This is a genomic window from Vibrio sp. TAP-3B, assembly GCF_057784735.1.
The window spans coordinates 735,751-762,006 of sequence record NZ_CM173495.1; the positions used below are offsets into that span (position 1 = coordinate 735,751).

Sequence of the window (26,256 nt, forward strand, 5' to 3'; positions counted from 1 at the left end):
GGAAACATCAACATGACTCAATCCCCACTGGATAAACGTGTATACACAGAACAAGAAACTGCACTTTACATCGGCATGAGCCGTTCGTTTTTACGCCAAGCTCGAATGGAAGGACAACGCAAGAGCCGAACGGCAGCGCCGCCTTTCATTAAAATTGGTCGTGCCGTTCGCTATCTCAAAGAAGATTTAGACCAATGGTTAGACAGCCACATTAAACGTGACCACTTGCTGCAAGGGGAGGGATTCCATGCGTAATGACGTTGCTGCCCCAGAGTTCCCTCATGTCAGATATAAAGAGTCGGGACAACAAATCGTATTAAACACGGCGGATAACCTGAGAGAACTGCTTAAGAGCACCGGCTATCAAGCAAAGCTCAACAAAATGACGTTAGAGCCCGATATCTTCAAAGACAATATCTGTATCGGTTTTCCTGATATGGTCAGAAGTGAGCTCGTCTCTCTGGCGTCGATTTACTCATTACCCAAATCGGCCATTGATGATCATTTTAACGCCATTGCACAAGATAGCAGCTACCATCCAATCGCGGATTGGCTTGATGGTGAGTGGGATAGAAAGCCAAGAGTGGAGGCGGTACTCAACTGCTTAGATAAACAGAATCCAACGCTCTCTAACACCGTGTTGCTACACTGGTTGGTTTCCTGTGTAGCATGTCTCTTTGTTCGTAATTTTAAATCTAAGCTCGTGCCCGTCTTACAAGGTGAGCAATCTTACAAAAAGACCGCGTTTGTTGAGCGTATTGCCAATGTAATGCCGAGTGCCTTTCTCGAAGGTGCAGAGCTAAACCCTGACAACAAAGACAGCGTGCTCACGGTGATCCGCTCATGGATAGTGGAATTGGGTGAGCTAGAACGTTCAACAAAGAACTGCCAAGGGGCATTGAAAGCATTCATAACGAGAGCCTGTGATACGGTGCGTCCACCCTATGCGCGCAATGATATTAAAAAAGACCGTCAAACCAACCTAATTGCGACGGTAAACGGCACGGACTTTTTAAAAGACGAAACTGGAAATACCCGTTATGCGGTCATTGAGCTTGTGGGCGAGACGGATATGGACACGCTGAATCAAATACTGGGTTGGGAATATCAAGCCACCGGAGAGCTGACCTTAAAAGAGCCTGAGCAGCTACGCCAATTTTGGTTAGAAGTGAAACACAAGTTCATGGTTGAACGTCATCCTTGGATGCTGTCACCTGAGATACAATCGCAAGTATCACAAGAGTCGGCAAAATACGTAGATAAAGGCACTTGGTACAACTTGTTAAACGACCATTTAGTCGAATGCGCAGGTAAGGCGAGGGAGTGGCTATCGACCAGGCAGATATGTGAAGTTCTGAACACAGACGGGTCGAAAGGGAATGTAATTGGCAAAGCACTGAATCAACTGGTCAAAGAGGGCAAGTTAGAGAAAAAAATGCTCAATGGCTCAAACCGTTATTGCTTCCCGACTGTACGCCCTCAACACGCATTTCACTAAGTAGCCAAAGTTACCCCACTTACCCCACTTACCCCACTTGAATTGATATTAAGTGGGGCAGGTGGGGTAACTTATTTGACTTTCAGAAAATAGAAACATCGTTCTCGGTATGCAATTAGGTATGGACGTTTCGTTTTTATGCGTTTGATTTCCCATTTGTAAAGACAACCGCTTGATCCCAACAGTGCTTTAGCCTATTTCTCGATAAGAATCATTGATGACATTGTAACCATATTGTTGAGGCTATTTATGTTAATCCCTTTTGGGTTAAAAGATGGCAAGTACTATGATGTTAGCGAAGTAGATCGCGGAAGGGCTTGCGGGTGTATCTGCCCAAGTTGTAAGCAAGTATTGGTTGCTAGGAAGGGCGACCCCGAAAAAAAAGCACATCACTTTGCTCACGACAAAAAAGCGCAAGAAGACCAAAATGAGAAAATAGAGTGTGATTACTCGTTTTGTGTGGTGGCAAGGCTAGTCATTAAACAATCGCTTAGAGAGCTTACCTCCTTTGAGATTCAATCGCCAGAATGGAAGATAGAGCTGTCTGAAAAAGATAAGTATGACCGGACTAAGATTGTTACTGGTTACGTAACGCAAGAGCGTACTCTGACATTTGAAGAGTTCGAGGTTGAGCCTAGCGGACCTTATAGTGAGGTTGACGTCCTATGTCGCATAAATGGATACGTTATCGGCATACACTTTAGCTACCAAGGACGCCCAAGTTACAGCCCTGATAAGAGAGGAAAGCTCTCTATCTTAGATATTGACCTAGAGCCACTTAAGCAGCTTTACCATGAATTCAAAAAACAGGAATATGACTCGTTTAAAGAGTTGGTACTAGCGTATGTATTTGAAGATGGATGTCGACGTTGGTTAAGCCATGCGCGCTACGCTACCCGAGAAAGGCAACTAACAGCAACGCTTAAAACCATGGTTGAGGAATCAAATACACAACCGCCGGAGCCAAGCATTAGTGTCATTGAAGTTGTTAGAAAGCGCCATAAACCCTATAAAAAGCAGAGAAAGACGATCGCTAGGAAAGTTGAAGATACAAAATGCAGTCGTTCGCCCAATGAACCATGCGCCCGCTGTAAGGGCGGGGTGAGTAATTATGTTTATAACCTGATATGCGCTCAGTGCTTACAGTATTATTATAGTCAGGGCATATTTCACGTAGATGAGATAAAGAAAGTTGTAAAGGCAGAACTTTCATGAATATAGAACTTTCTGTTCCAAAGCGAATTATTGGCTTCATTAGCCATTAATCTTAATGCAATCATTACAGGTACTTATCTAACCCAAAACAAGGGATTATTCTGCCTGTGCGAAATTATCGCTAATTGTCAACTTAACACTCTTAAGCTATAGAGATTATGCAATCTGTTTGATTTATATAACAACTCTTCCAATTTGGTTGTGCTAGCATCGCAGGAATAATTTTAATTTGCTCAAAGGAGAAATGCATTGGCCAGACGAGGAAGTGGTCTAAGGACAGCTATCAGGGTTGTTAAAGCTATAGATAGGGCCAACAAACAAGCAGCCCGTGAAGCTCAGCGCAGAGAGAAAACTCGGCAACGTGCTGAAGCTCAAGCACTTAGAGAGCATGAAAGAGCTGTGCGTGAAGCTCAACGAGAACTAAAGCGAAAAGTAAGACAACAGAAATCCGCAGCAATGCAAGCATTTAAGAATGCTCAGTCAAATGCAAGCGAAGAATACCAAGAGCGCTGCGAAGAACGAGCCGCCCTTAGAAAGCAATTCATACAAGAGGTTTTAAGGTAAACAATGGATAATAATTTACTGATATTGGCAGGCATATCTTTGTTAGCAGTTTTGCTGACCTATGTAGTGACGAAACGCTCCGTGAATAAAAAAGTTGGACAGTACAAGTCAATTGAGGAAGCCTTAACGAAAGCCCAAGAAGAGCATGAAGCCTTAAAGGAAGCAAATGAATCACTACAACACACTACTGAGACAGCAAAGCAGGCGCTTTCCAAAATTAACGCTGAAACTGCCGGTCTTCAAGCTTTAAAAGGACAAGGTGATTCTCTTAAAGTTAGTATTCAAGAACAGCAAGAGTCTCTTGACGCTGCACAAAACACTCTTAATGAACTTAATGCCAGTATTGAAAAATGCGAACTGGAACTGAATGAGCTAATGGGAGGGATAGACTTGTATTCACGACTCGATGAATATACTGCCCATGGTCATTTCGAAATGCCACAATATCTCTATGAAACATCTACTCGCTATGCTGAAGAGATCAAAGATATTAGGCAGCAGCAAAAAGACATGATTAAAGCGAAGACCGCAGTCACCTTCCCAGACACGACGGTTATTTCTAGTGACAAATCTTTCAATAAGAAAATTTTTAATGGTCAAGTTAAGCTGATGCTAACAGCATTTAATATTGAATGTGACATGCTTATTGGCAAGATATCTCCAAGCTCGTTTGGTCGGACGCTCGAGCGAATCGAGAAACTAGCAAACAATCTAGAAAAGTCGGCTGCGACACTTGAGTGTGGCTTTAATATCGACTACATCGAACTAAAATTCGAAGAATGTAAGCTTCAGTATCAATATACCCTGAAGAAGCAGGAAGAAATTGCCGAACAGAAGCTTATCAAAGAGCAAATTCGTGAAGAGCAGAGAGCCATAAAGGAGTTTGAAAAGGCTATTGCGGAAGCAGAGAAAGAAGAAAAAATGTATCGAAATCTTCTTGATAAAGCTCAACAAGAGCTTGCTCAAGCGAATGAACAAGAACGTAGTGAAATGGAGCAAAGAATAGCAATTCTAGAGCAGCAATTAGCCGAAGCTGAAGCCAAAGAAGAACGTGCTAAGAGTATGGCTGAACAAACTCGTAAAGGCCACGTGTACGTGATAAGTAACATTGGTTCTTTTGGAGAAGATGTTTATAAGATAGGTTTAACCCGCAGGCTAGAGCCTATGGACAGGGTAAAAGAGCTTGGTGACGCTAGTGTACCATTCCCATTTGACGTACATGCCATGATTTATACTGATGATGCGCCTACACTCGAAACAGCCTTGCACCGTGAATTTCATTCTCAACGTGTTAACGCAGTCAACCTTCGCAAGGAGTTCTTTAATGTTGGTCTAGATGAAATTAAAGATGCTGTTGAAAAGGTCGCAGAAGTAGATGCCGAGTTCAAAATGACCGCTCTAGCGGAAGACTATTACGAAAGCCTTCGTCTTAGTGACGCTGCATGATTTAGTAGTATTGTCCACCCTTGAGTCAGCCAAATTAGTGCTGACTCATCTTTGCCTCAAAACTGCTTAGCTCAAGATTCCCGACCACTTTCTTATGTAAGTTCTTGACCTACATATACTAATAGCAGATTATGAGCCTAGTTGAGCAATTATGATTATACAGACATTTATGAGTGGAAGGAAGAATAAGACCTATAGAACAGTATGTTGCTGCTATGGTATCTGTATTTTCTCAAAATATTATAAAGACAATGTCTGCTGAAAAAGCACTGTTAAATCGAAGAGGAAAATATGGCATCTCCTTTAGCAGATCTAGATGAGCTAGTTTTAAAATGTAGAGATGAAAAAGCGCTTCAATACATAAAAGAAGCTGTGAATTGTTATAAATCTGGAGCCTTTCGTTCAGCGATAGTTTCCACATGGATTGCTGTGACGTTTGATCTTGTTGATAAGTTTAAAGAACTTTCGTCCTTAGGTGATAAAGAAGCTGAACGACAGGTCGAGGAAATAGAGAAAGCTCGAAGAATTAATGACATATCCAGATTTTTGCAATTAGAAAGAGACATCATTGGTGTAGCAAGAGATAAGCTAGAATTAATTTCACATACAGAGAGTATCGATTTAGAAAGGTTACAAGAAGATCGTAATCGATGCGCTCATCCTTCAATGAATTTAGAAGGTGATATATTCAATCCATCGGCTGAACTGGCACGGTTGCATATCCATTCCGCAGTAAATCACCTTTTACAGTATCCACCGTCTCAAGGGAAATATGCTTTAGACAAATTGGTAGCAGAAATTGAGTCAAAGTTTTTTCCAACATCAAAATCAGATATTTTGCTAACTGTTAAAAATAGTCCGCTAAATAAACCTCGATATAGTTTATTACGGAACTTTATGGTTGTTCTTATAAAAAAAGCATTGAGCGAAGAATGTGAACAAGGAATAAAATATCGATTATACTCAGTTTTGGAAGCTATAAAAGAACTTCACAAAGAGAGTTACGATGATATCCTTGGAAAAGATTTATCAAAAATAATTTCTAAAGTTCCCGATGAAAATTTAAAATTTGCAACAGATTTACTTATGGGGTTAGACGATTCTTGGGAATATCTGGAAGATTTTGTTAAGGTTAAATTAAACACCTTCGTTCGTGATTTGCCTAAAAAATATATTGATGATCTGCAGTACTTGATTAAATATGAACCTGTGAGAAATTCTGCTGAAAAAAGGCTTAAGAAATCAACTATGTCAGAGTTGGTAGATATCATACCATTCGATATGGATGATAGAATAATTAATAGGATGATTGAAATATATGGTAAATCAGGTAATTTTTACTCAGCCAACGATTGGGTAAAAGAAACTATAACATTTGTCTTTAATTTTACACCAGATCACGTAAGGAAAATTATTGAAGTTGCTTCGGAAAATAACCAAATTACTGATAGTAATGAATATCCTAGATTAATTCGTGCTATTCGTTCAAGGAATATTATCAGTGAAGATGAGTTGAATACGTTATTGATAGATAATGATATGAAAGATTTAGTCGTAGTATCAAAACCAGAGCTGGAAGCGGAGGAGTAATTTCGATTTAACAAGTCGAAGCAATTGACAAAATAATTGTCACGCATTTTGCAGAGCAAAATGACGCACCAAATATTTTGCAACTGTTCTCAGCGTTAGCAGTATAAAAGAGGATTATGATGATAGTTGTAGATATAAGAGATGTCAAGTTATTCGGAAATGGGGCAGGAGAGGACGAAGATTTAGATGTTCTTAACTCTTACTACATTGATAATGATGAATTCTATGATTTCTTTGATTCAGAGAATAGATTAAGCGTTGTAAGTGCCAGAAAAGGTATGGGTAAGTCAGCTTTACTTTCTCGTCTGGAGTACAAATTAAAAAACGATTCTGAATATGATGAACCAATAGTAATAAGGGTCACAGGAAACGAATTACTGGGCTTAGGTGATTTCTCTTCAAAAGATCAAGCATATCTAGAAAACTATTGGAAAAGAATTATTTGTAAAAAAGTAATCATCGAGATCGGAAGTCAGATAGGCTTTGCTTTGTCCAGTGATGAGATTGCAATGGTTGAAAGCGCTGAGCTAGATGGTTTAAAAAGCAAAAACTTTATTGGCGGGCTATTGGCAAGAGTTAAAGGGAAAATCCCTTTGGTTAATGCGGAACTAAAAGCCAATATCCCAGAAAAAATAGAAACTCTTCTCTCAAATTACCAAGCTAAAAATGAAAACTCTAAGGTTTGGATGCTGATCGATGATATAGATTCTAAGTACGTTGACACGGAAGATTATCAGGCGAGAGTAGGTTCTTTTTTTAGTGCAATACGTTCATTGGCATTCAATACCAAAAATCTCAATATACGCTCAACAGTTAGGTCGGATGTATGGTTAAATTTACGGCATTTGGAAGACCTTGATAAATGGGAGCAATATATAATTGAGATTGTTTGGACTAACAGGCATATGAGAGATATGTTAGCTAATAAGATTCTGTCATACGTTAAAAGAAATCATCCAGACTCCGATGAAGCTAAGCTCTCTTATACAAGTAATTATGGTCGACTTTTTCAAATTGTATTTGATACACCAATTGAATGGAAAGGTAAAAAAGATGCTTCAATTTGGGAGGCTATCGCGGCGTTCTCCAATAAACGTCCAAGATGGATGGGACAACTATGTCGTATGTCTGCCATTCAATCTAAGCGCTCAAACTCTCGAAATCGTAAAATTCAGTTCCGTCATATTGATGAAATCCTCGAAAACTTCGGAAAAAACCGTAAGCATGATTTAATCAAGGAGCATAAACATCAGTTCTCTGAACTTGATGCATTAATTGATTGCTTTAGGGCGAGGGATAAAGAGTATACTTATCATGAACTGAATGACGTAATTGAAGCTCACTATATTCGAGGTCGGGATAGTGATGAAATTCCGACAGTAGATGGTATTAAATATAAATCTACAGAAGATCTAAGTGCGTTTCTTTACAAGCTTGGTTTAATTTCTCACAAGCAGGATGTTAGAACATTTACACATTATTGTGATAATCCTGATTTATTCAAAACAATTGAAAATAGAGACAATAAACTTGTTTGGGCTATACACCTTTCATATAGAAAGTTCTTAAACATCCGCTAGTTATACTGCTAACAAACGATCAAGGAATCAACATACTTTACCTAATCTGACAGAAGCGCTTTAGAGCATCAGTTCTAAATCGTTTCTGTCCAAAAGCATGTTGGTAGAGTGCTTGCTTTGTTCACTTTTATCGCTACATATTTGCTACATGCCTTATGGCTTTGGATGTTTTTTCTTAGTTAAGTGTCTGTTTTAGATGTTTTTTAAAGATTGTCATCATCCCCTTAACAGGGCGTTATATTCATTGAGGTTTTGATGATCAAAGCAAACAATCATGTGTACCGAAGTGCGACTGAATTTTTATCTCTCTGTGAGCTAGCTGAGAAACAATCAGTTGAAATATCTTCATTTCATTATGCATACAATGCAAACTTGGCATTTTCGATTGAGTTATACCTAAAGTCTATTAATGCTTCATCAAGAACTAAGCTTACTTGCGAGGTCGGCGATGCAAAGTTGTATAAAGATTTTAGTGAAGTTTATATAAAGAAGCATGAGCTATACGTAGTATTCACAAAACTACAAACTCAAGTGCAATATCAATTATGTAAAGCGTTTAGTAAACATCAATGCAACATATCATGCCGGTCTTTAAAAGAGGTCTTGAAAGTATTGGATAACGTATTTGTTGACAGCAGATACTCGTTTGAAAATGGTGGTAACTTCTTGGGAAACGACCCTGAACTTTTGCTCTGGACTGCTCGTTTTTTCAAAGAAACTTTAAAGCCAGTAAAATGAATATAACAAACAATTTAAGAGTGATTCGGCACGCGTGGCATTTTTAATATGCGTTGGTTTTAGTGTTTAAGGTGGCATGCGGCAACATTGGTATTACGTGCCTCACACCTTAATTGGGCGTTAACACACAGATTGAGATTTTCATACAAGGAAGGTTTATATGTCTGATAATGGAACAGAGTTACACTGCAGTAAGTGTAATCAAAAGACAATGCATCGAAGATTAAGTAGTTCAGAGATTGAAGTCCAAAAAGCCGAAAAAAACAATCCAAAAAATAGAATTCTTAATTTTGTGTTTAGCGTCTTACTCAATCAAAACAGCTCTAAATCAAACATCTCTTACTTCAAGTGTACTGTTTGTGGTTCAGAGTACAGCGATAATGAAAGTATGCCTCATGGCTGGAGTTAAACTCATCGTTTTACTTTGTGCTAACAAAGCGTTTAAGACGGATTCCCAACGCTTGGCATTCTCAGTTTTATTCAGCTTTAGTGTTTACGGCACCATGGTTTAGGTAGGGTGGTAGCGTTGCTCACCACTTAACGCGGCGTTATGTGCTAGCCCAAAATCGGGACATTACTCGTATAAACTTCCAAGTAAATGGCATGGTAATCTCATATGACTAGGCTAGATAAAGCAGATGCTAATATGAGGGGAGTAAGATGACAGAGGCTCAAGATAAATGGTTTAAACAATGGAAAAGTAAACGGCGCAAAGGGGCGGTTTATTACATATTCATTCAGACTCTCATCATCGGCGGTGCGCTCGTCCTCGGTAAGCTTATTGGTGCTGCATTTTTCACAAACCAGAGCCGGTGGGGAATATTTTTCACTGACTTACCTACGACTGTGTTGCTTGTGTTGGCAGTTTGTATTCCGCTTAACACTATTGTCTGGTTTTTAGGTGAATGGCGGTATCAAAATCTTTCACGAAAGCAGAAAAGCACATAACAAAGCGTTTAAGACGGATTCCCAACGCTTGGCATTTTCGGTTTGGTTCAGCTTTAGTGTTACGGCACAATGGGTTAGGTGTGGTGGTCTGCGTTGCTCACCACTTAACGCGGCGTTAGGAGATTCAATGGTTTCGTATCAACAAACAGAAGATTTATCAGCTTCGGCTAAAATCACTTACTTAAACATGCGTTCATATTACGAGCATTACTCTGTTGATTGGGATCGCTCAAAAATAGAAGCTCAAATCCATGATTTAAATAACTTCGATATTCTGTTCAATGGTGAGGTTGTTGGGGCAATTCGTTTGGCGTTTGATAACGATGATTGTTACATCCGTGACTTGCAAGTCAGCGAAAAATGCCAAAATCAAGGTATTGGTGCGTTAGCACTTTCTGAATGTGAAAGGTTAGCCATTGAATCAGGCTCTATTCGACTTAGATTACGTGTATTTAAAATTAGTCCAGCTTTCCACCTCTATAAAAGAGTTGGATTTGTAATTGATAGCGCTGACGAGAGATTTTATAGCATGTCGAGAACAATCTCCTAACAAAGTGTTTAAGACAGATTCGCAACGCTCGGCATTTTCGGTTTGCTTTGAATTTAGTGTTTACGGCACAATAGGTTAAGTTTGGTGGTCTGCGTTGCTCACTACTTAACGCGGCGTTAGTTGCCAATGAGGAAAACGCAGCCAAAGTAGAAGTTTAGGGCTAAATTTCTGCGTTGTTTTCGTCTCGAGTTTTGCCCAAGTTTTCGTTTTTCAGAAACCACGAATTAACTTTCAAGCGGTTTTGTTTGCCATTGCAGAAGCCGATTTACTGGCTGAAAGTCAGCATTGTGGCATTACCTTTCCAAAAGCGCTTTTTGGTGTTGCCAGTTCGTTTTCTACGGCGTTGTTTGTTCACGTGGTTTCAGTGCCAGTCGCTTTAAAACTACGCCTGATTTGAGTCCACAAAAATACGAAAATTCGGTGGTAACAAAGCGATAATAAATTAAAATCAACGTGTTAGGCTTGGCAACTAACAAATTGTTCAAGAGGGATTCGCAACGCGTGGCATTTTTACTGTGCGTTGAGTTTAGTGTTTAAGGCGTTTACTGCGGCTTCGGTATTGCGTCGCTCACCCCTTAACAAGGCGTTATATGCTTTCAACTATAAATCAGTAAATAGGCTAGGAAAAATTATGAGTAAAGGATTATTGCTAATTGATATACAGAACGACTACTTCTTAGGTGGTGCTATGAAATTGGAGGGCATGGAAGATGCAGCTCGCAATTGTGCTCGACTGCTTTCTTACTTTCGAGAGCAAGAGTTACCAGTTTTTCATATTCAGCACATAGCAACGCGTGAAGGTGCAACCTTCTTCATACCAAATACCTTTGGTTGCAAAATACACGAACTAGTTGAGCCGATGGAGAGTGAGCCAGTGATTGTTAAAAATTATCCTAGTTCATTTAGAGAAACTAATTTAAATGAACTTCTTAACTCACAAGGGGTTGATGAGCTTGTAATCTGCGGTGCAATGACACATATGTGTATTGATACAACGACAAGAGCAGCATTTGATTTGGGTTATAAATGCACTGTTATATCAGATGGTTGTGCAACAAAGAGCTTGGAGTTTGACGGTAAGCAAGTCTTGGCTTCTGACGTCCAGGCTGCTTATATGGCGGCGCTTAGTGTTCCGTTTGCTCAAGTGGTTTCAACAAATGCTTTGGTTGCTTCATTGTAGCACGCATATAACAAACAATTTAAGAGTGATTCAGCACGCTTGGCATTTTTGGTTTGGGTTAAGTTCAGTGTTTAAAGTGGTCAAATTAAGTGTAGTGGTCGCGTGCTTCACACCTTAATTGGGCGTTATGTGAACAAAATTGAGGTTAACGTCGAGTTTTTAATATTTGATGCTAGATAGCGTCTGATTCGATCTTAATAATGTTTCAAACTGAAGTTTTGGAGCATGAGCATAGTGAATATTGTTTTAGTTTTATTAACGGTAAACCATTCTATTTACTTGTTTTTTGAGCATTTTATAGAAAGTATGGTGAGTAGTGATGGGAGAGCAGGAGAGGCTTCGCTATACGGATTAGCTTACGGATTTCTGATATTACCTTTTCAGTTTCTCTTAGAGTTGGCTTTATTTTTTGCTTTCCTATATCAAGTGCTAATAGTTCGTCAATGGCGTGCGAGTATATGGTACTGGTCTACTTTCTTGCTTACGTTGTTTTTGATTCTTGACATCGGATACTGACTTAAGTTTATTCACATAACAAACGCTTTAAGACGGATTCGCAACGCGTGGCATTTTTACTATGCGTTGGTTTTAGTGGTTAAGGCGGTATGCGGTAGCATCGGTGTTGCGTGCTTCACCCCTTAACAAGGCGTTATGGCTCAGGCGCTAACTAGATTTTTAGAATAGAAGTAAAAAGGGGAGTATGCTGGTACCAGCATACTCGTTAATAGGTTTTTTTTATGTCACGGTAAAAGTTTTCGTGAGAACCTAGCGCCATCAGTTCTAAGGTCATAGTTCCATATTCATAGCTATAACCAAGTAAAGTTAACTGTTTGACCATCTTGAACTTATGTACTCGCAAAAATGAAAGGTCGCCTTTTTTTTGTTCGCCAACATATGGATCTTTCAGCAGTTCTCGAATAGCGTTATCTAAGTCCATTTTCTGGTTTTTATGTAGCCTCTTAACTGCTTTCTTAAAGGTCGGTGTTTGCAGGATATTGGTAATCTTAGTCAAAGGTGTAAGCCTCTAATTTACCAGCCTCTTTCTCTGCTTTTGCAATAATCGCTTGTTTTACAAACTCATAGGGTAAATCAGGGTTGTCTTCCATCATTTCCCCAATTTTTGCCCAGTGCTCAATTTGTTTTGGTGTCGTACGATTTAATGCTTTAGCCATAATCGAGGCCTTATCAAAAAGCTCTTGATCAATACGTACACTTGCAGTCGCCATGATGTTTCTCCTAATATAGTTAACTAACAATACAATTGTAGCATATTGCTACTGGCGTTGCGAGTTGCGCCATAAAAAGCGTTTAAGACGGATTCCCAACGCTCGGCATTTTTGGTTTGCTTTGAATTTAGTGTTTACGGCACAATGGTTTAGGCAGGGTGGTGGTGTTGCTCACTACTTAACGCGGCGTTAGTTGCCAACGAGAAAAACGCAGCCAAAGTAGAAGTTTAGGGCTAAATTTCTGCGTTATTTTCGTCTAGAGCTTTGCCCAAGTTTTCGTTTTTCAGAAACCACGTATTAACTTTCAAACGGTTTTGTTTGCCATTTCAGTCACAGATATCACTTACATCTGGGTGAAGAGCCGTTGGCTGTATCTAGCAACGGTCTTAGACTTTCACTCAAGACGGATCGTGGTTTGGTCATTAGATACCAGACCGAGCAGCTGATCACTAATGCTTTCAGAATAGCGTCTAAGTCATGTAAGCTGCCGAAAGGCGTCTTAGTCCATTCAGACCGAGGTGTACAATATAGAGCTTACAAGTATCAGGACTTCATGCGAAAGCACGGAGGAGTACCGAGCATGAGCCGTCAGGGTAATTGTTGGGACAATGCGGTGATGGAGTAGTTCTTTAGTCGACTGAAGGTCGAGTTAATCTACGCAGAAGATTATCAAACTATCGAAGAAGCCCGAATGGGCATCTTCGAATACATAGAGGTTTTTACAATCGAAGAAGAAGACACTCAGCGTTGGGACAAGTCAGTCCCGTTGAGTACGAAAGTATGTAGTTATGTACTATCTACTTTTTGTGGGGGTCACCAGCGGTAAGAAGTCAAAAGGGCTAGCAAATGCAAACTAGCCCGTTAAATCTATTTAGTTTTTGCAACCGTTCTTGTCGCATGTGATTTTACTGTGTGAATCTGTCCAATGAGATGCTTCTTTCTTCGTGTCAAATCCACATCCAGTAGTACCTCCTTTTTGTCCCTTGTGCACGATTCCAGTAGGTGTGTGTTTTACTGCCATAAACTTACTTCTTATCATTACCAGTATTGGTGCTGATATTTTAGTGCTCGGAGTAATTTTGAATTGTGCGCTTTGTTGCTTATTTTGTGTAAGAATACGATAAAATTGAAGTTTGCGAGCAACCGCATAACAAACTGTTTAAGAGCGATTTGCAACGCGTGGCATTTTTATTATGCGTTGAATTTAGTGATTAAGGTGGTATGCGGTGGTTTAGGTATTAGGGAAAATTCACGAACATGCCCATGTTTAAAGGCTTCGTAGTGTAGTGAGCTCTCAATTTTTGAATATCATGAGTTGTCACCATCACATAAAAGTTAATTGGTCAAAGATCGATTTGTAGATCATTTTCAGTGTTTTTAATACCTCCATAAACAAATTGGAGGTCCAACAATGAGTAACCAGCACCCATTTATGCATTTTATGCGTTTCGATATCATTCCAGATTACCGACAACAAGGCAAAGTCGAATACAAGTTAACTGATATCATTCTGTTAACAATTTTCGCTGTACTTTCTGGCCAAGATGACTGGAAAGCGATGAGTTTATATGGTGAAGCTAGGTTGGGTTTCTTGAAGTGATTTGGCGATTTTAGTCATGGTGTGCCTTCCACATCGACCATAGCCAGAGCGATGGGAATGATTAACGCGACTCGTCTACAAAAATGCTTTATTGAATGGATGAAGGATTGCTGTGAACTAACAAAAGGAGAAGTCATTACCATTGACGGTAAAACCGTTAGAGGCTTTTATGATGACTCTCGCGGTCTTGGCGCAATCCACATGGTGAACGCATTTGCGACTAAAAATGGCGTAAGTCTTGGGCAACATAAAGTTTACGAAAAGAGCAACGAAATCACTGCTATCCCAGAGTTGCTCGAGCTGCTTGATATTTCAGGCTGTTTGGTCACTATTGATGCGATGGGATGCCAAAAGAAAATTGCTCATAAAGTACTAAATAAAAACGCAGATTATTTGTTGGCGGTGAAAGGCAATCAAGGTCGTTTAGAGCAAGCATTCGATAATTATTTCGAGATGAGCATGCTACAAAACCATGATGGTGATTCTTACAGCACACAAGAAAAATCACGTGGCAGACAAGAAACCAGGTTGGCATTAACGAACACAGATTTGAGTGTTTTAGGTGACTTAGAGTTGGATTGGCCAGAGCTAAAAACAATGGGTATCGTCGTTTCGGTAAGACAAGAAAAAGCCGTGGCGAAAGAGTCAGAAATCAAGGGGAGATACTACATTAGTTCGAAGGATTTAAATGCTAAGAAATTGTTAGATTCAACGCGTTCACATTGGTTAGTTGAGTCGATGCACTGGAGTCTAGATACGACATTTGGCGAAGACGCTTGCCGAAAACGAGCGGAAGAGAGTGCTGAGAACTTCGCAAGGATCAGACAGATGTGTTTAAACATGCTGAAGAGTGAGACGACTTTGAAAGCGAGTATTGAACATAAAAGAGCGATGTGTGCGATGGATTCAGAGTACTTGTTGAAGGTTCTTGCGAGCCTTAATTTTTAGTGGTTGGTGCTCGTACAAATGCCTAAATCAACCTTACTCATATTATTTGTAAGACGGAGAAATATCATGTGTAACTTAAAAGAAAACAAAGATATGGATAAGTACTTTCACTTCGCGTGCGATGCCACTATTGAAGGTATGCGTGAAGGCACTGGGGGACCTTTCGGTGCGACTCTAACACGAAATGGAGAGGTTGTTTGTTCAGTTGCCAATACGGTGCTCAAAGACATGGATATTTCTGGTCATGCAGAGATGGTTGCGGTGCGTGAAGCGTGTAAGAAGCTGGATACCTTAGACCTGTCAGATTGTGTGATGTATGCGACATGCGAACCATGCCCAATGTGCGTGTCGGTGATGCTATGGGCAGGGATAAAAACATGTTACTACGCATCTACCCACTTAGACGCGGCCAAGCATGGTTTTTCAGATCAGCAGCTAAGAGATTATTTAGACGGCAGTGACACATCGACATTAAATATGGTCCATATTGAGGACAATCGTGACGATTGTGCAAAAATTTGGGCTGAGTTTCGTCAATTGAATGAAACAAAAAACGATGGTTAATTCTGTGGCATAACGAAGTATTAGGGAAGGTGGTCCTCATAGCTGAGAAGCTAATCATACAACCATTTTTTCAAACGCGATCTTTATTATAAAGGGCGTGTTTGTTTATTTTTTTGAGAAATTAAAGTGCTGTTAGCTCCATCGGTGACAACGTTGGTCCATAGAGGTGAAAATATTTATAGTATATGAAACAATGGTTTTCGACCTTCAGACAACATATAGGGAGAGCTAATGACAACGTTAAACAATAAAGTTGCTTTAATCCTCGCGGGTGCCGATGGTATTGGTAAAGCATGTTCATTAAACCTCGCCCAAAGCGGGGCGACAGTGTTTGTTGCCGATTGGGACAAAAAACTTGCTGAGCAAACCGTTGAAGAAATTAATCGGCGTGGCGGGACTGCCTACAGTCTATTTTTTAACGCTTTTGATAAGACTACCTATCCACCAATGATAGAGCAAGTCATTAATCAGGAAGGAAAAGTAGACATTCTTGTCAATAATTTCGGTGGTGTGGATCTGAAGAAAGATCGTGACCTCGCTCATACCGAAACGGAAGACTGGGAAAAAAACATGTTGGCAAATATTAACAGTGTTTTTATTCCGGTCAAATGCGTGGTGCCACATATGGTTAAGAGTGGAGCAGGAAGTATCGTGAACATCTCGTCTCTCTCTTCATTGAGTGCAGAAATGTCCAGTATTTCATATGGTACGGCTAAAAATGCGATTAACCATATGACTCGTCAAATCGCAATTCAATACGCTAAATATAATATACGCTGTAACGCCGTATTACCCGGGATGATTGCGACGAATGCAGTCAAAGAGAATCTAAACGACGAGTTCATCGATAACTTTTTATCTACTCAACCGATCAAACGGATGGGAGAACCAGAAGATATCGCTCATGCGGTGAATTTTTTAGCAAGTGATACTGCTAGCTTCATTACTGGGGTCTGTTTGCCTGTGACTGGCGGTATGGATATCGCGCCAGCACGTTATTACTTTGATGAAGATAAAGTCAGCTTCTAATTAGATAAAGGCCTGAGGCAACTTGTGATGTCACTCAATCAGTGAGGGATTAACCCTTTTATTGGTATATTCAATATAGGGGAATGCCACAAGTTGCCCTAACTCAAGTTTCCCCTCCTGCGTTACGGCGTCACTTATTCCGTATCCCTCCATTTATTAATGCTGCTTGAGTAACGACGGTTTGATCGTCAATAAATGTATATCGACCGTTACATCAAAGTCCAAGAAAAGATAAAGAGAATACTGCGGCAAATCGTCGAGATGTAACTATAGTTAATATTCAGCTGGCGCAGCCAATAGTCAACACATCTTTGCTTACTGAAAACATGGAATAAAACAAATTAAAAGGCTTAAACTTGGGGGAAAGTATGGCAATGAACAATCACCATTTTAGGGCTCTGATTGAGTCGCTCAAAGACTTAACACCAATGCAAAAAAGGTACTTACTTAATCATACCAAAATAGCACTCGATGACGAGCGCAGAATGCTAAGCGTCAGAGACATACTCACCCCAGAAGAGTTGGAAGCTCTGCTATCCCCTATACCCACAACAAATACAAAATAATATCTATCGTCAGGTCAACACTAAGAACCAAGTGAAGTGACACCACTTTATTTGGTTGTTAGATTTTCTCCTTCTCTCCAAGAAAAGCATTTCCGGCTCCTCTTTTAATAGAGAGTTATCAGGTTAATGGCGCGACTACCAATCATACCCTCGACCCGCACTGTGTAATTTATTATCACTATTGATAAACTTGAAAGCAATTTTTCTAGAATTTAGGTATATTAGAGACGATTATTATATTGTGATTGTTGCTATGCCATTATCGAAAGAGTCGTTAAAAACTATTCATATCATTGCCCATTCTGGCAGTTTTGCCGTCGCTGCTGAGCGGTTAAACCGAGTACCTTCCGCGGTAAGCTATACGGTGAAGAAGCTCGAGCAAGAGCTTGGCTTTACTTTGTTCGACCGTACGGGGCGACAAGTGAGGTTAACGCCAGCGGGGCATTACTTTATTGAACAAAGCCGCTGGATGTTAGATTCGTTTGAAGAGCTGGTACGTAACAGCACCATGATTAGCCGTGGTGTCGATGTCTCGTTTGATATTGCGATCAACAATATTATTAATCGCCGAGGCATTACCGAGCTGGTGAGTCAACTCAACCAACACTTCCCTGCGACACAAATAGGGATCAAAACCGAAGTGTATAATGGCTGTTGGGATGCTCTGTATGGACGTCGTGCTGATCTGGTTATCGGTGCGCCAAACTCCCCGCCTAAATTGGAAGGTATTGTTTATCATGCCATCGGCCTTGTCGAGTGGGATTTTATTGTTGGCCAAACCCACCCGTTAGCTTCTCATGTGGGCACTCTGACCACCGAAGAACTGCGCGGCTATCCGGTCGTGGTGGTTCGCGATACCTCGCAACATATATCACCACGAATCTCATGGTCACTTACTGGGCAAACCATGATCTACGCTCCTGAATTAACCACGGCAACTCAAATGATTGAGGACGGCATTGGGATTGGTTATATCCCTCACCATCGGATTAAAGAACAGCTCAACCAAGGTAAGGTACTGAAAAAAGCCATCATAGAGCATAAGCAACCGACGCAACTGTTTTATGCTTGGCATGCTCAGCGCGAAAGCCCCGTGCTGGAATGGTGTGTCGACTATCTGATTAAGAATGAACATAAGTTCAATTGGCATAGCTAGTATAGATGAGCGTACCAATTAACTAACTATCTCGCTCACTAGTAAAAGCCCATTTACGTTAAGTGTTGCTTTCTGCGGTGGTTGTCCAACCAAGCTCTCACTTTTGGCACTAAAATGACGCGAAATTTTGATGATTTGATGCAAAAACTTCGTTGAGTTATCAGTGGGCTTTACTATTTGTAGTGTTATCACCAGCAACCGTGTGGTTGATGTGATACAGGTCTTACCCCTCTATTGATTGGTCAATTATTTTGATGATTGAGCCCTTATTTTCTCACTTTTTTTGTTCTCACCGCCACTATACACTCCTTACGTACGCAAAAGAGCGTCAATAAACACTAATAACAAAAGGTATGATAGTTATGATTAAGTCATTTAATGCTGAACCCTTTGCCCTAGAATTTGATCCTAAAACAACAGCTCTTGTCATGATCGACATGCAGCGTGATTTCGTTGAACCCGGTGGCTTTGGTGAAGCACTTGGTAATGATGTCTCATTGGTACGTACTGCAATTGAGCCGTGCATGGCCGTTGTTGAAGCGGCCCGTGAAGCTGGCCTGACGGTCATTCACACTCGCGAAGGCCATCGTGCTGATCTAACGGACTGCCCAGCGGCGAAGCTAACGCGTGGTGGTAAGACATTCATCGGTGAAATGGGACCGAAAGGTCGAATTCTGATCCGTGGCGAACAAGGTCATGACATTATTCCTGAACTATACCCAATCGCTGGTGAGCCGATCATCGACAAACCTGGTAAGGGCGCATTCTATCAAACGGATCTTCACTTAATTCTACAAAATCGTAACATCAAAACGCTGATCGTTTGTGGTGTCACGACAGAAGTGTGTGTTACCACAACCGTTCGTGAAGCGAACGACCGCGGCTATGAATGCATCATTCCTGAAGATTGTGTCGGTTCTTACTTCCCAGATTTCCAAAAATACGCCCTAGATATGATCAAAGCACAAGGTGGTATTTTTGGTTGGGTATCAAACTCAAAATCGATCATGGAAGCGATTAAATAATCGTTAATTAGCGATGTTATTCGCTCACGATAAAGGGAACCTATACCCAGTACAGGCGTTTGATGGCTATATTCACAGTGTGTTTGATAAAGCCATCAACATTGTCACCAATGACCCAACTGCACCATGGGTTTCCTTACTTGATCTTTCTCTGCCAAATACGCCTTGTGGGTTAAAGGTAGCAATGGCAAGTCAGCCTATCTTTAAACAATGTCAAGCGAAGGATAGGGTCTATTATCGTGGCGGTATTTTGCGTTTTGAGGCTCAGCCTCTACTCACGATTGATAGCCGAAGCGCGAAATGGTGGTGCCATCCACCGAAGCCGAGAGAGTATCAAGAAAAACGGTTACTTAATAACATCCGTTATTTAGAAAGTTGTTTTACGCAACATATAAATAAAAATGAAAGTGATAACTTAAATATTAAAAGCCATCTTGAATACTTAAGAGAGAAAGCACTTTATTTCAATTTTGACTTATTTTCTGAGCCTGAGTTAATTACAGAGAATATTGGGAAAGGGCAGGGGTTAACACCATCTGGCGATGATTTTATATGCGGTGTGTTTGCTTTACTTACTTACGTAAGCAAAGAATTTGCAGAGTTAAGCCATACCTGTTCTGTGGTGTTATCTACGATGGTTAAGTCATGTCAGTCAAACTGGCAGAAGACAAACGAGGTGAGTCTTCATTATTTGCAGCAAGCGAGTAAAGGCGACCTTTCCCAACCCGTTTTATGGTTAGTTTATTCAATTTTTACTTCCACTTTAGAGAGTGAAGTGGAAAAAGCATTACATAATGTACTTGAAATAGGTTCTAGCTCCGGCTGTGACATTGTTTCGGGTATTTTATTTGGAGCTCATCAATTACAACTCAATCAATATTAGTCAATCGTATGCCTAATTAGTTATTGATCTATTATTGATGCCAATAAAAGTGGTTATTTATGACAGTTAAATATAAAGCATTTGAAAATATGTATCAGGACTCAGTCTCTTTGATGCAGTTATCAGCACAATTAAATAAACTCGACGGAATTGAAGATGCGTCGGTTGTCATGGGCACCGAAGCTAACTTGAGCCGCATGGCTGATGCAGGCTTTGGTTCTGACATTAGTGCGAAACCAAACGATTTAGTGATTGCGGTAAAAGGTGAAGAGGCAGCGTGCGATGAAGCGATCGCGTTAGCGGAAGAACAGCTGACATCACATAGCAACGAAGCGAGCAGCAAAAGCGATTTTGTTCAGCCTCTAACGAGCTTCGCTTTAGGTTTAGAGCAAAATCCAGACGCGAATTTAGCACTGATTTCAGTCCCTGGTGAATACGCGGCAGCGGAAGCCATCAAAGCGCTCAACCTTGGCCTTAACGTCATGATGTTCAGTGACAATGTGCCATTACAGGATGAGCTGAAAATTAAACAATTAGCACAAAAGAAAAACCTCATCGTCATGGGGCCGGATTGTGGTACCGCCATCATTAATGGTACGCCATTGGGTTTTGCAAACGTGGTTCGCCAAGGTGAGATCGGTATCGTTGCTGCGTCGGGGACCGGATTACAAGAAGCAACGTGTCGCGTACACCAACTAGGCGCTGGTATCTCTCAAGCATTAGGAACCGGTGGTCACGATTTGCACCAAGAGGTCGGTGGTATTTCAATGTTGACGGGCTTACAAGCATTAATTGAAGATGAGCAAACCCGCGTTATTGTGCTGATATCAAAACCGCCAGCACAAGAGATTGCCGAGCGTATTATAAAAGTGGCCCAGTCGACAGTGAAGCCTGTGGTGGTGCACTTCCTTGGTGCATCAGACGAGCATATTCAGCGCGATGGCGTTTACTCAGCGGAGACATTAGCACATTCCGCTGAAGTCGCGGTTGCACTACTGAATGATCAAACCGTTAATGCGCCTGAAAGCATCCCACCAACCACCAAAAGTACCGTGCTTGCCCATGCCGAAGCTTTGAACGCAGAGCAGCGTTATGTTCGTGGTGTTTTTGCTGGTGGTACCTTCTGTTTTGAAGCTCAGTTAATTTGCGATAAGGCAGACATTACGGGGTATTCCAATACGCCGGTGACCGCCTACCACTCATTAAATAACATTTGGGAAAGTCAGGGTCACACCATTGTTGATTTAGGAGACGATGAATTTACTCAAGGTCGTCCGCACCCAATGATTGACCCGACACTGCGCAACCAACGCATTATTCAAGAAGCTCGCGATCCACAAACCGCCGTCGTGCTATTTGACGTGGTGTTGGGTTACGGCGCATCGGAGCAGCCACTAGACGAGTTGATTGCAGTGATTGAAGGGCTGAAAAAAGAGCAAGGCCAGCTTCCGGTATTCATTGCGCATGTCTGTGGTACGGATTCTGATCCCCAATCACGTGAACTAATCAGCCAAATGTTAACTGAGCAAGGTGTCATCATTGCTGACTGCAACGCTCAAGCAGCAGAGTTCGCAACACTTATCATTAACCAGCAAAATCAATAAGGAAGAGCAGAATGAAAGCTTTATTCAATCAAAAACTGACGGTCCTTAACGCTGGTTTAACCAGCTTTGCAACCAATATAGACCGTGCAGGCGGCACCGCGATTGCCCTGAATTGGCAGCCGCCGGCAAATGGTGACATGGCAGGAGGCTTAGCGCTTGCTGAGCTGACCAATGCGGTTGATATTGAGCAAGCGAACCAGATCGCGATGGGGCGTTACTTAGCCGCCCAACCAACACTTGTTGATGTGATGTTAGCGGGTGAAGCGATTCCCACCTTAGCGGAGCGCAAACTGATCCTACATGCGGGGCCACCGATTGCGTGGGCTGATATGTGTGGACCAGTACAAGGCGCGATTCTTGGTGCGATTGTATTTGAAAAATGGGCCGAAGACATCGAACAAGCGCAAGCTATGATCGACTCTGGAGAGGTCGTTTTTGAACCTTGTCATCACTATGATGCCGTCGGTCCGATGGCGGGGATCATCAGTCGTTCAATGCCAGTTTGGGTGGTCGAAAACCAAACTGAAACGGGCACTGAGCGCGTCTTTTCCAACTTTAACGAAGGGCTAGGTAAAGTTCTGCGTTTTGGTGCCAATAACCGCGATGTGATTGAACGTCTTGAATGGATGGGAACTGAGCTTGCGCAAGCGATGAAAGCGGCAGTACGCCAAATGACTGGCCTAGAGCTTAAGCCAATTATGGCGCAAGCGCTGCACATGGGCGATGAAGTTCATAACCGTAACGCGGCTGCCACAGGGTTATTGTTGAAGCAACTGCTTCCAGCGTTGTTGTCGGCAAAGCTTGAGCCAAGTCAGCTTGAACGCGTGATCGGTTTTATCACTGGTAACGATCACTTTTTCCTCAACCTTTCAATGGCGGCGTGCAAAAGCATGTTGAAAGCCGCTGAAGGCGTAGCGAATAGCACCATGGTGACCGTAATGGCACGAAATGGCGTTAACTTCGGCATTCAACTTTCTGGGACGGGCAACCAGTGGTTCCAGGCGCCAGCCAATCCAGTTAATGGGTTGTTCTTTCCTGGCTTTAGCGTCGAAGATGCCGCGGCAGACTTAGGCGACAGTGCGATTACGGAAACCGCCGGTGTTGGTGGTTTTGCGATGGCTTCTTCTCCTGCAATCGTCAAGTTTGTTGGTGGTACGCCAGACGATGCCACTAATAACAGCCGCTCAATGCAGACGATTACGATTGGCAATAATCCTGCCTTTACCTTGCCTGCACTGAACTTTGCTCCCACTGCTGCTGGGGTCGATGCACGTAAAGTCGCAGATAGCGGCGTGCTCCCAATCATCAATACGGGTATCGCTCATAAACAGGCGGGTATTGGCCAAATTGGTGCCGGGATTACGAGCGCGCCAATGCAATGTTTTGTTGATGCACTGCGTGCATTAGACGCTCAACGTAATACAGAGGAATCACTATGAGTAAACGTCCTTTAGCTGTCATCGCTTTTGGTGGCAATGCGTTAATTGATGATAACGAGCACTGCTCGATTAACGATCAATACCATACCGTTGAGCAAAACGTCGGTTATTTGGTTGATATGATTGAGCGTGGCTGGGACTTAGTGATTACACACGGTAACGGCCCTCAAGTCGGTTTCATTCTTCGCCGCTCAGAGTTGGCGGAACATGAAGTGTCACCCGTACCGGTTGATTACGCGGTAGGCGATACCCAAGGTGCCATTGGTTATATGTTCCAAAAAGCCTTAGCCAACGAATTGAATCGCCGTAATCTTTCACGCCCAGTGGTGTCTTTAGTCACACAAACGTGTGTGGACCCAAACGATGCCGCCTTCGCTCAGCCTAATAAACCTATTGGTTCGTTTATGAGTCAAGAAGTGGCAGAAAAAAATGCTGAAACCTTAGGTTGGAGCATTATGGAAGATTCTGGACGCGGTTGGCGTCGTTGTGTCGCAAGTCCACAACCTCTTGAGATTGTCGAGCTTTCAAGCATTGAAAACTTAGTCGCAAGCGGTGCTTTAGTGGTTGCTTGTGGCGGCGGCGGTATTCCGGTAGAGCGCGATGCTCAAGGCAATCTCACGGGTCTTGAGGCTGTGATTGATAAAGACGTTGCTTCCGCATTATTGGCCGAAAAGCTCAAGGCAGACATGCTAATCATTCCGACAGGGGTCGAAAAAGTCGCGATTAACTTTGGGCAACCAGATGAGCAATGGCTTGATAACTTAACGCCTGCGCAAGCACAGACGTTGTGTGATGAAGGTCAGTTTGGAGAAGGCTCGATGAAGCCAAAGGTTGAAGCATTATTGAAATTTATCGCTTCAAACCCACAAGGCGCAGGTTTAATCACCCAAGCTAACACACTTTCACAAGCGCTTGACGGTACAACAGGCACTTGGATTCGTCAGTAATTTGATTTTATTTTGCCCAGTGCGCTGGGCTTTTTTGGAGAGCACCATGTCAACAACACAAACGACGCTACTAGCAGTAAACGGCACACTAATGCGTGGCTTAAAACTTAATCCTAACTTAATTAACGTTGGGGCAGAATTCGTGCGTGAAGATGTCACCGATAAGCATTATAGATTGTGGTCAATCAATGATGATCACCCAGCAATGATTCGTACCACCGAAGAGAACAACTCTGTCGATTTAGAAATCTGGTCACTACCAATGGACGCTTTTGCGACGGTACTGAGCAATGAACCTGCGGGTCTCTCGATTGGTAAAGTCATTTTAGCCGATGGCAGCGAGATACTCGGCGTACTTGGCGAACCTTGCTTAGTTGAGGGCCAACAAGAAATTACCCATACCGGTGGTTGGCGCAAATACACGCAAACATTGAGCTAACTTCCATCATCTGATTCCAGTCATCTCGTTAGCTTCATCGCTAGTCCCTACATTGAGATGACTGGAAACAATAATAAAAATCGAACAAAAGGTTTTGAATTATGAGTAATAATAGAAAAAGTGATGACGCTCCGACTACCGCTTCTGGTATTCAGATTGCCATGATTCTACTGGGTATCCTGATTACCCCTGTGCTGTTGGCTTCTTCGAGTTTGGGTAGCCAGCTTGAACTGGGCAACGCCGCGTTAATTATTGCTATCGGGAGTATTATCTTAACGGTTCTGGCGGTGATCAACATTTCTATCGGCCAAAAAGCACGGTTGCCGACTTACGGTATCGTAAAGTTTTCTTTTGGTAATCAAGGAGCCATCGCCATTAACGTGATCATGGCGATCAGCTTATTTGGTTGGATTGCCGTTACGGCCAATATGTTTGGTCACAGTGTTCATGATGTATTGGGTAGTTTTGGTGTGTCTGTGCCGATCCCGGTATTAGTCGCCATTGGTTGTGTTATTTTTGTTGCTTCCACGGCGTTTGGTTTTGAAATACTGGGCAAAGTGTCTAAAGTGGCCGTGCCTGTGATTGTTGTTCTTATGTTTGTGGTGTTGTTCCTGGCGACAGGCAGCGATGTAGTCGCAACAGAGAAACTGGGTCAACTCCCATTCGGTGCGGCAGTCTCTTCAGTTGTCGGGACGATTATCGTGTTAGTCGCGACTGCGCCAGATTTCGGTAGCTTTGTTCATAATCGCAAGCACGCAGCGATTGCCGGTGTATTAACCTTTGGCTTGGCCTATCCAGTGCTGTTCTTTGTCGGCGCAGTACCTAGCTCGCTTACTTCTGAGGGCTCATTGCTCGGCGCCATGGCGGTGATTGGAACGACGCTTCCTGCTGCTGTCTTACTGGTATTTGCTTGTATCACTGGTAACGCCGGTAATATGTTCCAAGGCACATTAGTGGTATCGACACTGTTAAGTAAAATTCCTAAGTGGAAGATCACCGTCGCATTAGGCCTATTAGCAACGGTACTCGGCAGCATGGAGATCATGGCGTGGTTTATTCCTTTCCTACTATTCCTAGGAATTGCGACGCCACCTATTGCGGGTATTTATATCGCAGATTTCTTTATGAATCGCCGCGAAGGCTACGACCAAGCTCTGCTTGAAACGGAAAAGGCAATCAAGCCAATGACATTCGTCGCGTGGGGAATCGGCTCTTTGGTTGGCTTTGCGACCGTTAATGACATGTTTACACTAACGGGCATCCCATCACTGGACTCAATTCTGATGGCATCACTGGGGTACTTTTTACTATGCCGTAATGGTGTGAAAAGCATGGCAACGCCTAAAAACGCGAGATAAAAGCTTTAATCCACCTTGTATGCGTCAATGACTTCAAGGTGTCTTATAGTAAGAGTGACTTGGTTTGCAGGTGCGACAATAATGTGAATAGCTAATATTCTTAATTAAAACTCGTGACAAACCCTGTGAGCCAAGGCAACTCATCCTTCGAAAGTGTGTTATT

The 26,256-nt window shown here is 42.0% G+C and carries 25 protein-coding genes and 1 pseudogene; 24 read left to right on the forward strand and 2 right to left on the reverse strand.

Going from position 1 to position 26,256, the window contains the following annotated elements; all coding sequences use genetic code 11:
* Nucleotides 1–12: 12 nt before the first annotated feature.
* From AC3D28_RS03555 to AC3D28_RS03600, 10 genes are all read left to right on the forward strand, one after another.
* A complete protein-coding gene (locus AC3D28_RS03555; RefSeq protein ID WP_488535557.1) occupies nt 13–255 on the forward strand; it encodes a helix-turn-helix transcriptional regulator in 243 nt (80 codons plus the stop codon).
* Complete coding sequence (locus tag AC3D28_RS03560) at nt 248–1,498, forward strand: VapE domain-containing protein (RefSeq protein WP_488535558.1); 1,251 nt, start codon at nt 248–250, stop codon at nt 1,496–1,498. The genes AC3D28_RS03555 and AC3D28_RS03560 overlap by 8 nt, the downstream gene beginning before the upstream one ends.
* Before the next feature lie 249 nt (nt 1,499–1,747).
* Nucleotides 1,748–2,713, forward strand: coding sequence for a hypothetical protein (locus AC3D28_RS03565; protein WP_488535559.1), 966 nt, complete (start codon nt 1,748–1,750; stop codon nt 2,711–2,713).
* A gap of 567 nt (nt 2,714–3,280) precedes the next feature.
* Nucleotides 3,281–4,723 carry an SNIPE associated domain-containing protein gene (locus AC3D28_RS03570; RefSeq protein WP_488535560.1) on the forward strand — a complete coding sequence of 481 codons (1,443 nt, stop codon included), beginning with the start codon at nt 3,281–3,283 and terminating at the stop codon, nt 4,721–4,723.
* Between the two features lie 291 nt (nt 4,724–5,014).
* A complete protein-coding gene (locus tag AC3D28_RS03575; RefSeq protein WP_488535561.1) occupies nt 5,015–6,313 on the forward strand; it encodes a hypothetical protein in 1,299 nt (432 codons plus the stop codon).
* A 116-nt stretch (nt 6,314–6,429) separates the two neighbouring features.
* Nucleotides 6,430–7,893 (forward strand): P-loop ATPase, Sll1717 family, encoded by a 1,464-nt coding sequence (locus tag AC3D28_RS03580; RefSeq protein WP_488535562.1) that lies wholly within the window; start codon nt 6,430–6,432, stop codon nt 7,891–7,893.
* A 255-nt stretch (nt 7,894–8,148) separates the two neighbouring features.
* Complete coding sequence (locus AC3D28_RS03585) at nt 8,149–8,631, forward strand: hypothetical protein (RefSeq protein WP_045403047.1); 483 nt, start codon at nt 8,149–8,151, stop codon at nt 8,629–8,631.
* Between the two features lie 660 nt (nt 8,632–9,291).
* Nucleotides 9,292–9,579, forward strand: a complete 288-nt coding sequence (locus AC3D28_RS03590; RefSeq protein WP_488535563.1) for a hypothetical protein — start codon at nt 9,292–9,294, stop codon at nt 9,577–9,579.
* A 127-nt stretch (nt 9,580–9,706) separates the two neighbouring features.
* Nucleotides 9,707–10,129, forward strand: a complete 423-nt coding sequence (locus AC3D28_RS03595) for a GNAT family N-acetyltransferase (protein ID WP_488535564.1) — start codon at nt 9,707–9,709, stop codon at nt 10,127–10,129.
* A gap of 631 nt (nt 10,130–10,760) precedes the next feature.
* Nucleotides 10,761–11,309 carry a cysteine hydrolase family protein gene (locus AC3D28_RS03600; RefSeq protein ID WP_488535565.1) on the forward strand — a complete coding sequence of 183 codons (549 nt, stop codon included), beginning with the start codon at nt 10,761–10,763 and terminating at the stop codon, nt 11,307–11,309.
* Between the two features lie 721 nt (nt 11,310–12,030).
* On the opposite strand, the gene AC3D28_RS03605 is transcribed toward AC3D28_RS03600, so the two are convergent.
* A complete protein-coding gene (locus AC3D28_RS03605; protein WP_488535566.1) occupies nt 12,031–12,321 on the reverse strand; it encodes a type II toxin-antitoxin system RelE/ParE family toxin in 291 nt (96 codons plus the stop codon).
* Nucleotides 12,314–12,535 (reverse strand): TA system antitoxin ParD family protein, encoded by a 222-nt coding sequence (locus tag AC3D28_RS03610; protein WP_488535567.1) that lies wholly within the window; start codon nt 12,533–12,535, stop codon nt 12,314–12,316. The genes AC3D28_RS03605 and AC3D28_RS03610 overlap by 8 nt, the downstream gene beginning before the upstream one ends.
* Nucleotides 12,536–12,888: 353 nt before the next feature.
* On the opposite strand from AC3D28_RS03610, the gene AC3D28_RS03615 reads away from it, so the two are divergent.
* From AC3D28_RS03615 to AC3D28_RS03680, 14 genes and pseudogenes are all read left to right on the forward strand, one after another.
* The gene (locus AC3D28_RS03615) at nt 12,889–12,981 is read left to right on the forward strand and encodes a hypothetical protein (RefSeq protein WP_488536040.1); all 93 of its coding nucleotides are present in this window, start codon (nt 12,889–12,891) and stop codon (nt 12,979–12,981) included.
* A gap of 206 nt (nt 12,982–13,187) precedes the next feature.
* A complete protein-coding gene (locus AC3D28_RS03620) occupies nt 13,188–13,361 on the forward strand; it encodes a hypothetical protein (protein ID WP_488536041.1) in 174 nt (57 codons plus the stop codon).
* 585 nt (nt 13,362–13,946) lie between these two features.
* Nucleotides 13,947–15,083 (forward strand): annotated as a pseudogene (locus AC3D28_RS03625) (ISAs1 family transposase).
* Between the two features lie 66 nt (nt 15,084–15,149).
* A complete protein-coding gene (locus AC3D28_RS03630) occupies nt 15,150–15,647 on the forward strand; it encodes a nucleoside deaminase (RefSeq protein WP_488535568.1) in 498 nt (165 codons plus the stop codon).
* Nucleotides 15,648–15,878: 231 nt separating this feature from the next.
* Complete coding sequence (locus AC3D28_RS03635) at nt 15,879–16,676, forward strand: SDR family NAD(P)-dependent oxidoreductase (RefSeq protein WP_488535569.1); 798 nt, start codon at nt 15,879–15,881, stop codon at nt 16,674–16,676.
* A gap of 374 nt (nt 16,677–17,050) precedes the next feature.
* Nucleotides 17,051–17,242, forward strand: a complete 192-nt coding sequence (locus AC3D28_RS03640; RefSeq protein WP_098415918.1) for a hypothetical protein — start codon at nt 17,051–17,053, stop codon at nt 17,240–17,242.
* Nucleotides 17,243–17,495: 253 nt separating this feature from the next.
* Nucleotides 17,496–18,398 carry a LysR substrate-binding domain-containing protein gene (locus AC3D28_RS03645; RefSeq protein WP_098415697.1) on the forward strand — a complete coding sequence of 301 codons (903 nt, stop codon included), beginning with the start codon at nt 17,496–17,498 and terminating at the stop codon, nt 18,396–18,398.
* A gap of 362 nt (nt 18,399–18,760) precedes the next feature.
* Nucleotides 18,761–19,423, forward strand: coding sequence for a cysteine hydrolase family protein (locus tag AC3D28_RS03650; RefSeq protein WP_098415696.1), 663 nt, complete (start codon nt 18,761–18,763; stop codon nt 19,421–19,423).
* A 13-nt stretch (nt 19,424–19,436) separates the two neighbouring features.
* On the forward strand, nt 19,437–20,306 hold the full coding sequence (locus AC3D28_RS03655) for an oxamate carbamoyltransferase subunit AllH family protein (RefSeq protein ID WP_488535570.1): 870 nt from the start codon (nt 19,437–19,439) through the stop codon (nt 20,304–20,306).
* A 59-nt stretch (nt 20,307–20,365) separates the two neighbouring features.
* A complete protein-coding gene (fdrA, locus tag AC3D28_RS03660; protein ID WP_488535571.1) occupies nt 20,366–21,910 on the forward strand; it encodes an acyl-CoA synthetase FdrA in 1,545 nt (514 codons plus the stop codon).
* Nucleotides 21,911–21,921: 11 nt separating this feature from the next.
* Complete coding sequence (locus tag AC3D28_RS03665) at nt 21,922–23,349, forward strand: YlbE family protein (protein WP_488535572.1); 1,428 nt, start codon at nt 21,922–21,924, stop codon at nt 23,347–23,349.
* On the forward strand, nt 23,346–24,296 hold the full coding sequence (locus tag AC3D28_RS03670) for a carbamate kinase (protein WP_488535573.1): 951 nt from the start codon (nt 23,346–23,348) through the stop codon (nt 24,294–24,296). The genes AC3D28_RS03665 and AC3D28_RS03670 overlap by 4 nt, the downstream gene beginning before the upstream one ends.
* Nucleotides 24,297–24,342: 46 nt before the next feature.
* A complete protein-coding gene (locus AC3D28_RS03675; RefSeq protein WP_098415691.1) occupies nt 24,343–24,735 on the forward strand; it encodes an allophanate hydrolase-related protein in 393 nt (130 codons plus the stop codon).
* A gap of 101 nt (nt 24,736–24,836) precedes the next feature.
* A complete protein-coding gene (locus AC3D28_RS03680) occupies nt 24,837–26,093 on the forward strand; it encodes a cytosine permease (RefSeq protein ID WP_488535574.1) in 1,257 nt (418 codons plus the stop codon).
* Nucleotides 26,094–26,256: the final 163 nt, after the last annotated feature.

Coding starts and splice junctions, on each gene's coding strand:
- AC3D28_RS03555 (WP_488535557.1), top strand. CDS start 13: ATGACTCAATCCCCACTGGATAAACGTGTATACACAGAACAAGAAACT.
- AC3D28_RS03560 (WP_488535558.1), top strand. CDS start 248: ATGCGTAATGACGTTGCTGCCCCAGAGTTCCCTCATGTCAGATATAAA.
- AC3D28_RS03565 (WP_488535559.1), top strand. CDS start 1,748: ATGTTAATCCCTTTTGGGTTAAAAGATGGCAAGTACTATGATGTTAGC.
- AC3D28_RS03570 (WP_488535560.1), top strand. CDS start 3,281: ATGGATAATAATTTACTGATATTGGCAGGCATATCTTTGTTAGCAGTT.
- AC3D28_RS03575 (WP_488535561.1), top strand. CDS start 5,015: ATGGCATCTCCTTTAGCAGATCTAGATGAGCTAGTTTTAAAATGTAGA.
- AC3D28_RS03580 (WP_488535562.1), top strand. CDS start 6,430: ATGATGATAGTTGTAGATATAAGAGATGTCAAGTTATTCGGAAATGGG.
- AC3D28_RS03585 (WP_045403047.1), top strand. CDS start 8,149: ATGATCAAAGCAAACAATCATGTGTACCGAAGTGCGACTGAATTTTTA.
- AC3D28_RS03590 (WP_488535563.1), top strand. CDS start 9,292: ATGACAGAGGCTCAAGATAAATGGTTTAAACAATGGAAAAGTAAACGG.
- AC3D28_RS03595 (WP_488535564.1), top strand. CDS start 9,707: ATGGTTTCGTATCAACAAACAGAAGATTTATCAGCTTCGGCTAAAATC.
- AC3D28_RS03600 (WP_488535565.1), top strand. CDS start 10,761: ATGAGTAAAGGATTATTGCTAATTGATATACAGAACGACTACTTCTTA.
- AC3D28_RS03610 (WP_488535567.1), bottom strand. CDS start 12,535: ATGGCGACTGCAAGTGTACGTATTGATCAAGAGCTTTTTGATAAGGCC.
- AC3D28_RS03630 (WP_488535568.1), top strand. CDS start 15,150: ATGTGTAACTTAAAAGAAAACAAAGATATGGATAAGTACTTTCACTTC.
- AC3D28_RS03635 (WP_488535569.1), top strand. CDS start 15,879: ATGACAACGTTAAACAATAAAGTTGCTTTAATCCTCGCGGGTGCCGAT.
- AC3D28_RS03640 (WP_098415918.1), top strand. CDS start 17,051: ATGAACAATCACCATTTTAGGGCTCTGATTGAGTCGCTCAAAGACTTA.
- AC3D28_RS03645 (WP_098415697.1), top strand. CDS start 17,496: ATGCCATTATCGAAAGAGTCGTTAAAAACTATTCATATCATTGCCCAT.
- AC3D28_RS03650 (WP_098415696.1), top strand. CDS start 18,761: ATGATTAAGTCATTTAATGCTGAACCCTTTGCCCTAGAATTTGATCCT.
- AC3D28_RS03655 (WP_488535570.1), top strand. CDS start 19,437: ATGTTATTCGCTCACGATAAAGGGAACCTATACCCAGTACAGGCGTTT.
- fdrA (WP_488535571.1), top strand. CDS start 20,366: ATGACAGTTAAATATAAAGCATTTGAAAATATGTATCAGGACTCAGTC.
- AC3D28_RS03665 (WP_488535572.1), top strand. CDS start 21,922: ATGAAAGCTTTATTCAATCAAAAACTGACGGTCCTTAACGCTGGTTTA.
- AC3D28_RS03670 (WP_488535573.1), top strand. CDS start 23,346: ATGAGTAAACGTCCTTTAGCTGTCATCGCTTTTGGTGGCAATGCGTTA.
- AC3D28_RS03675 (WP_098415691.1), top strand. CDS start 24,343: ATGTCAACAACACAAACGACGCTACTAGCAGTAAACGGCACACTAATG.
- AC3D28_RS03680 (WP_488535574.1), top strand. CDS start 24,837: ATGAGTAATAATAGAAAAAGTGATGACGCTCCGACTACCGCTTCTGGT.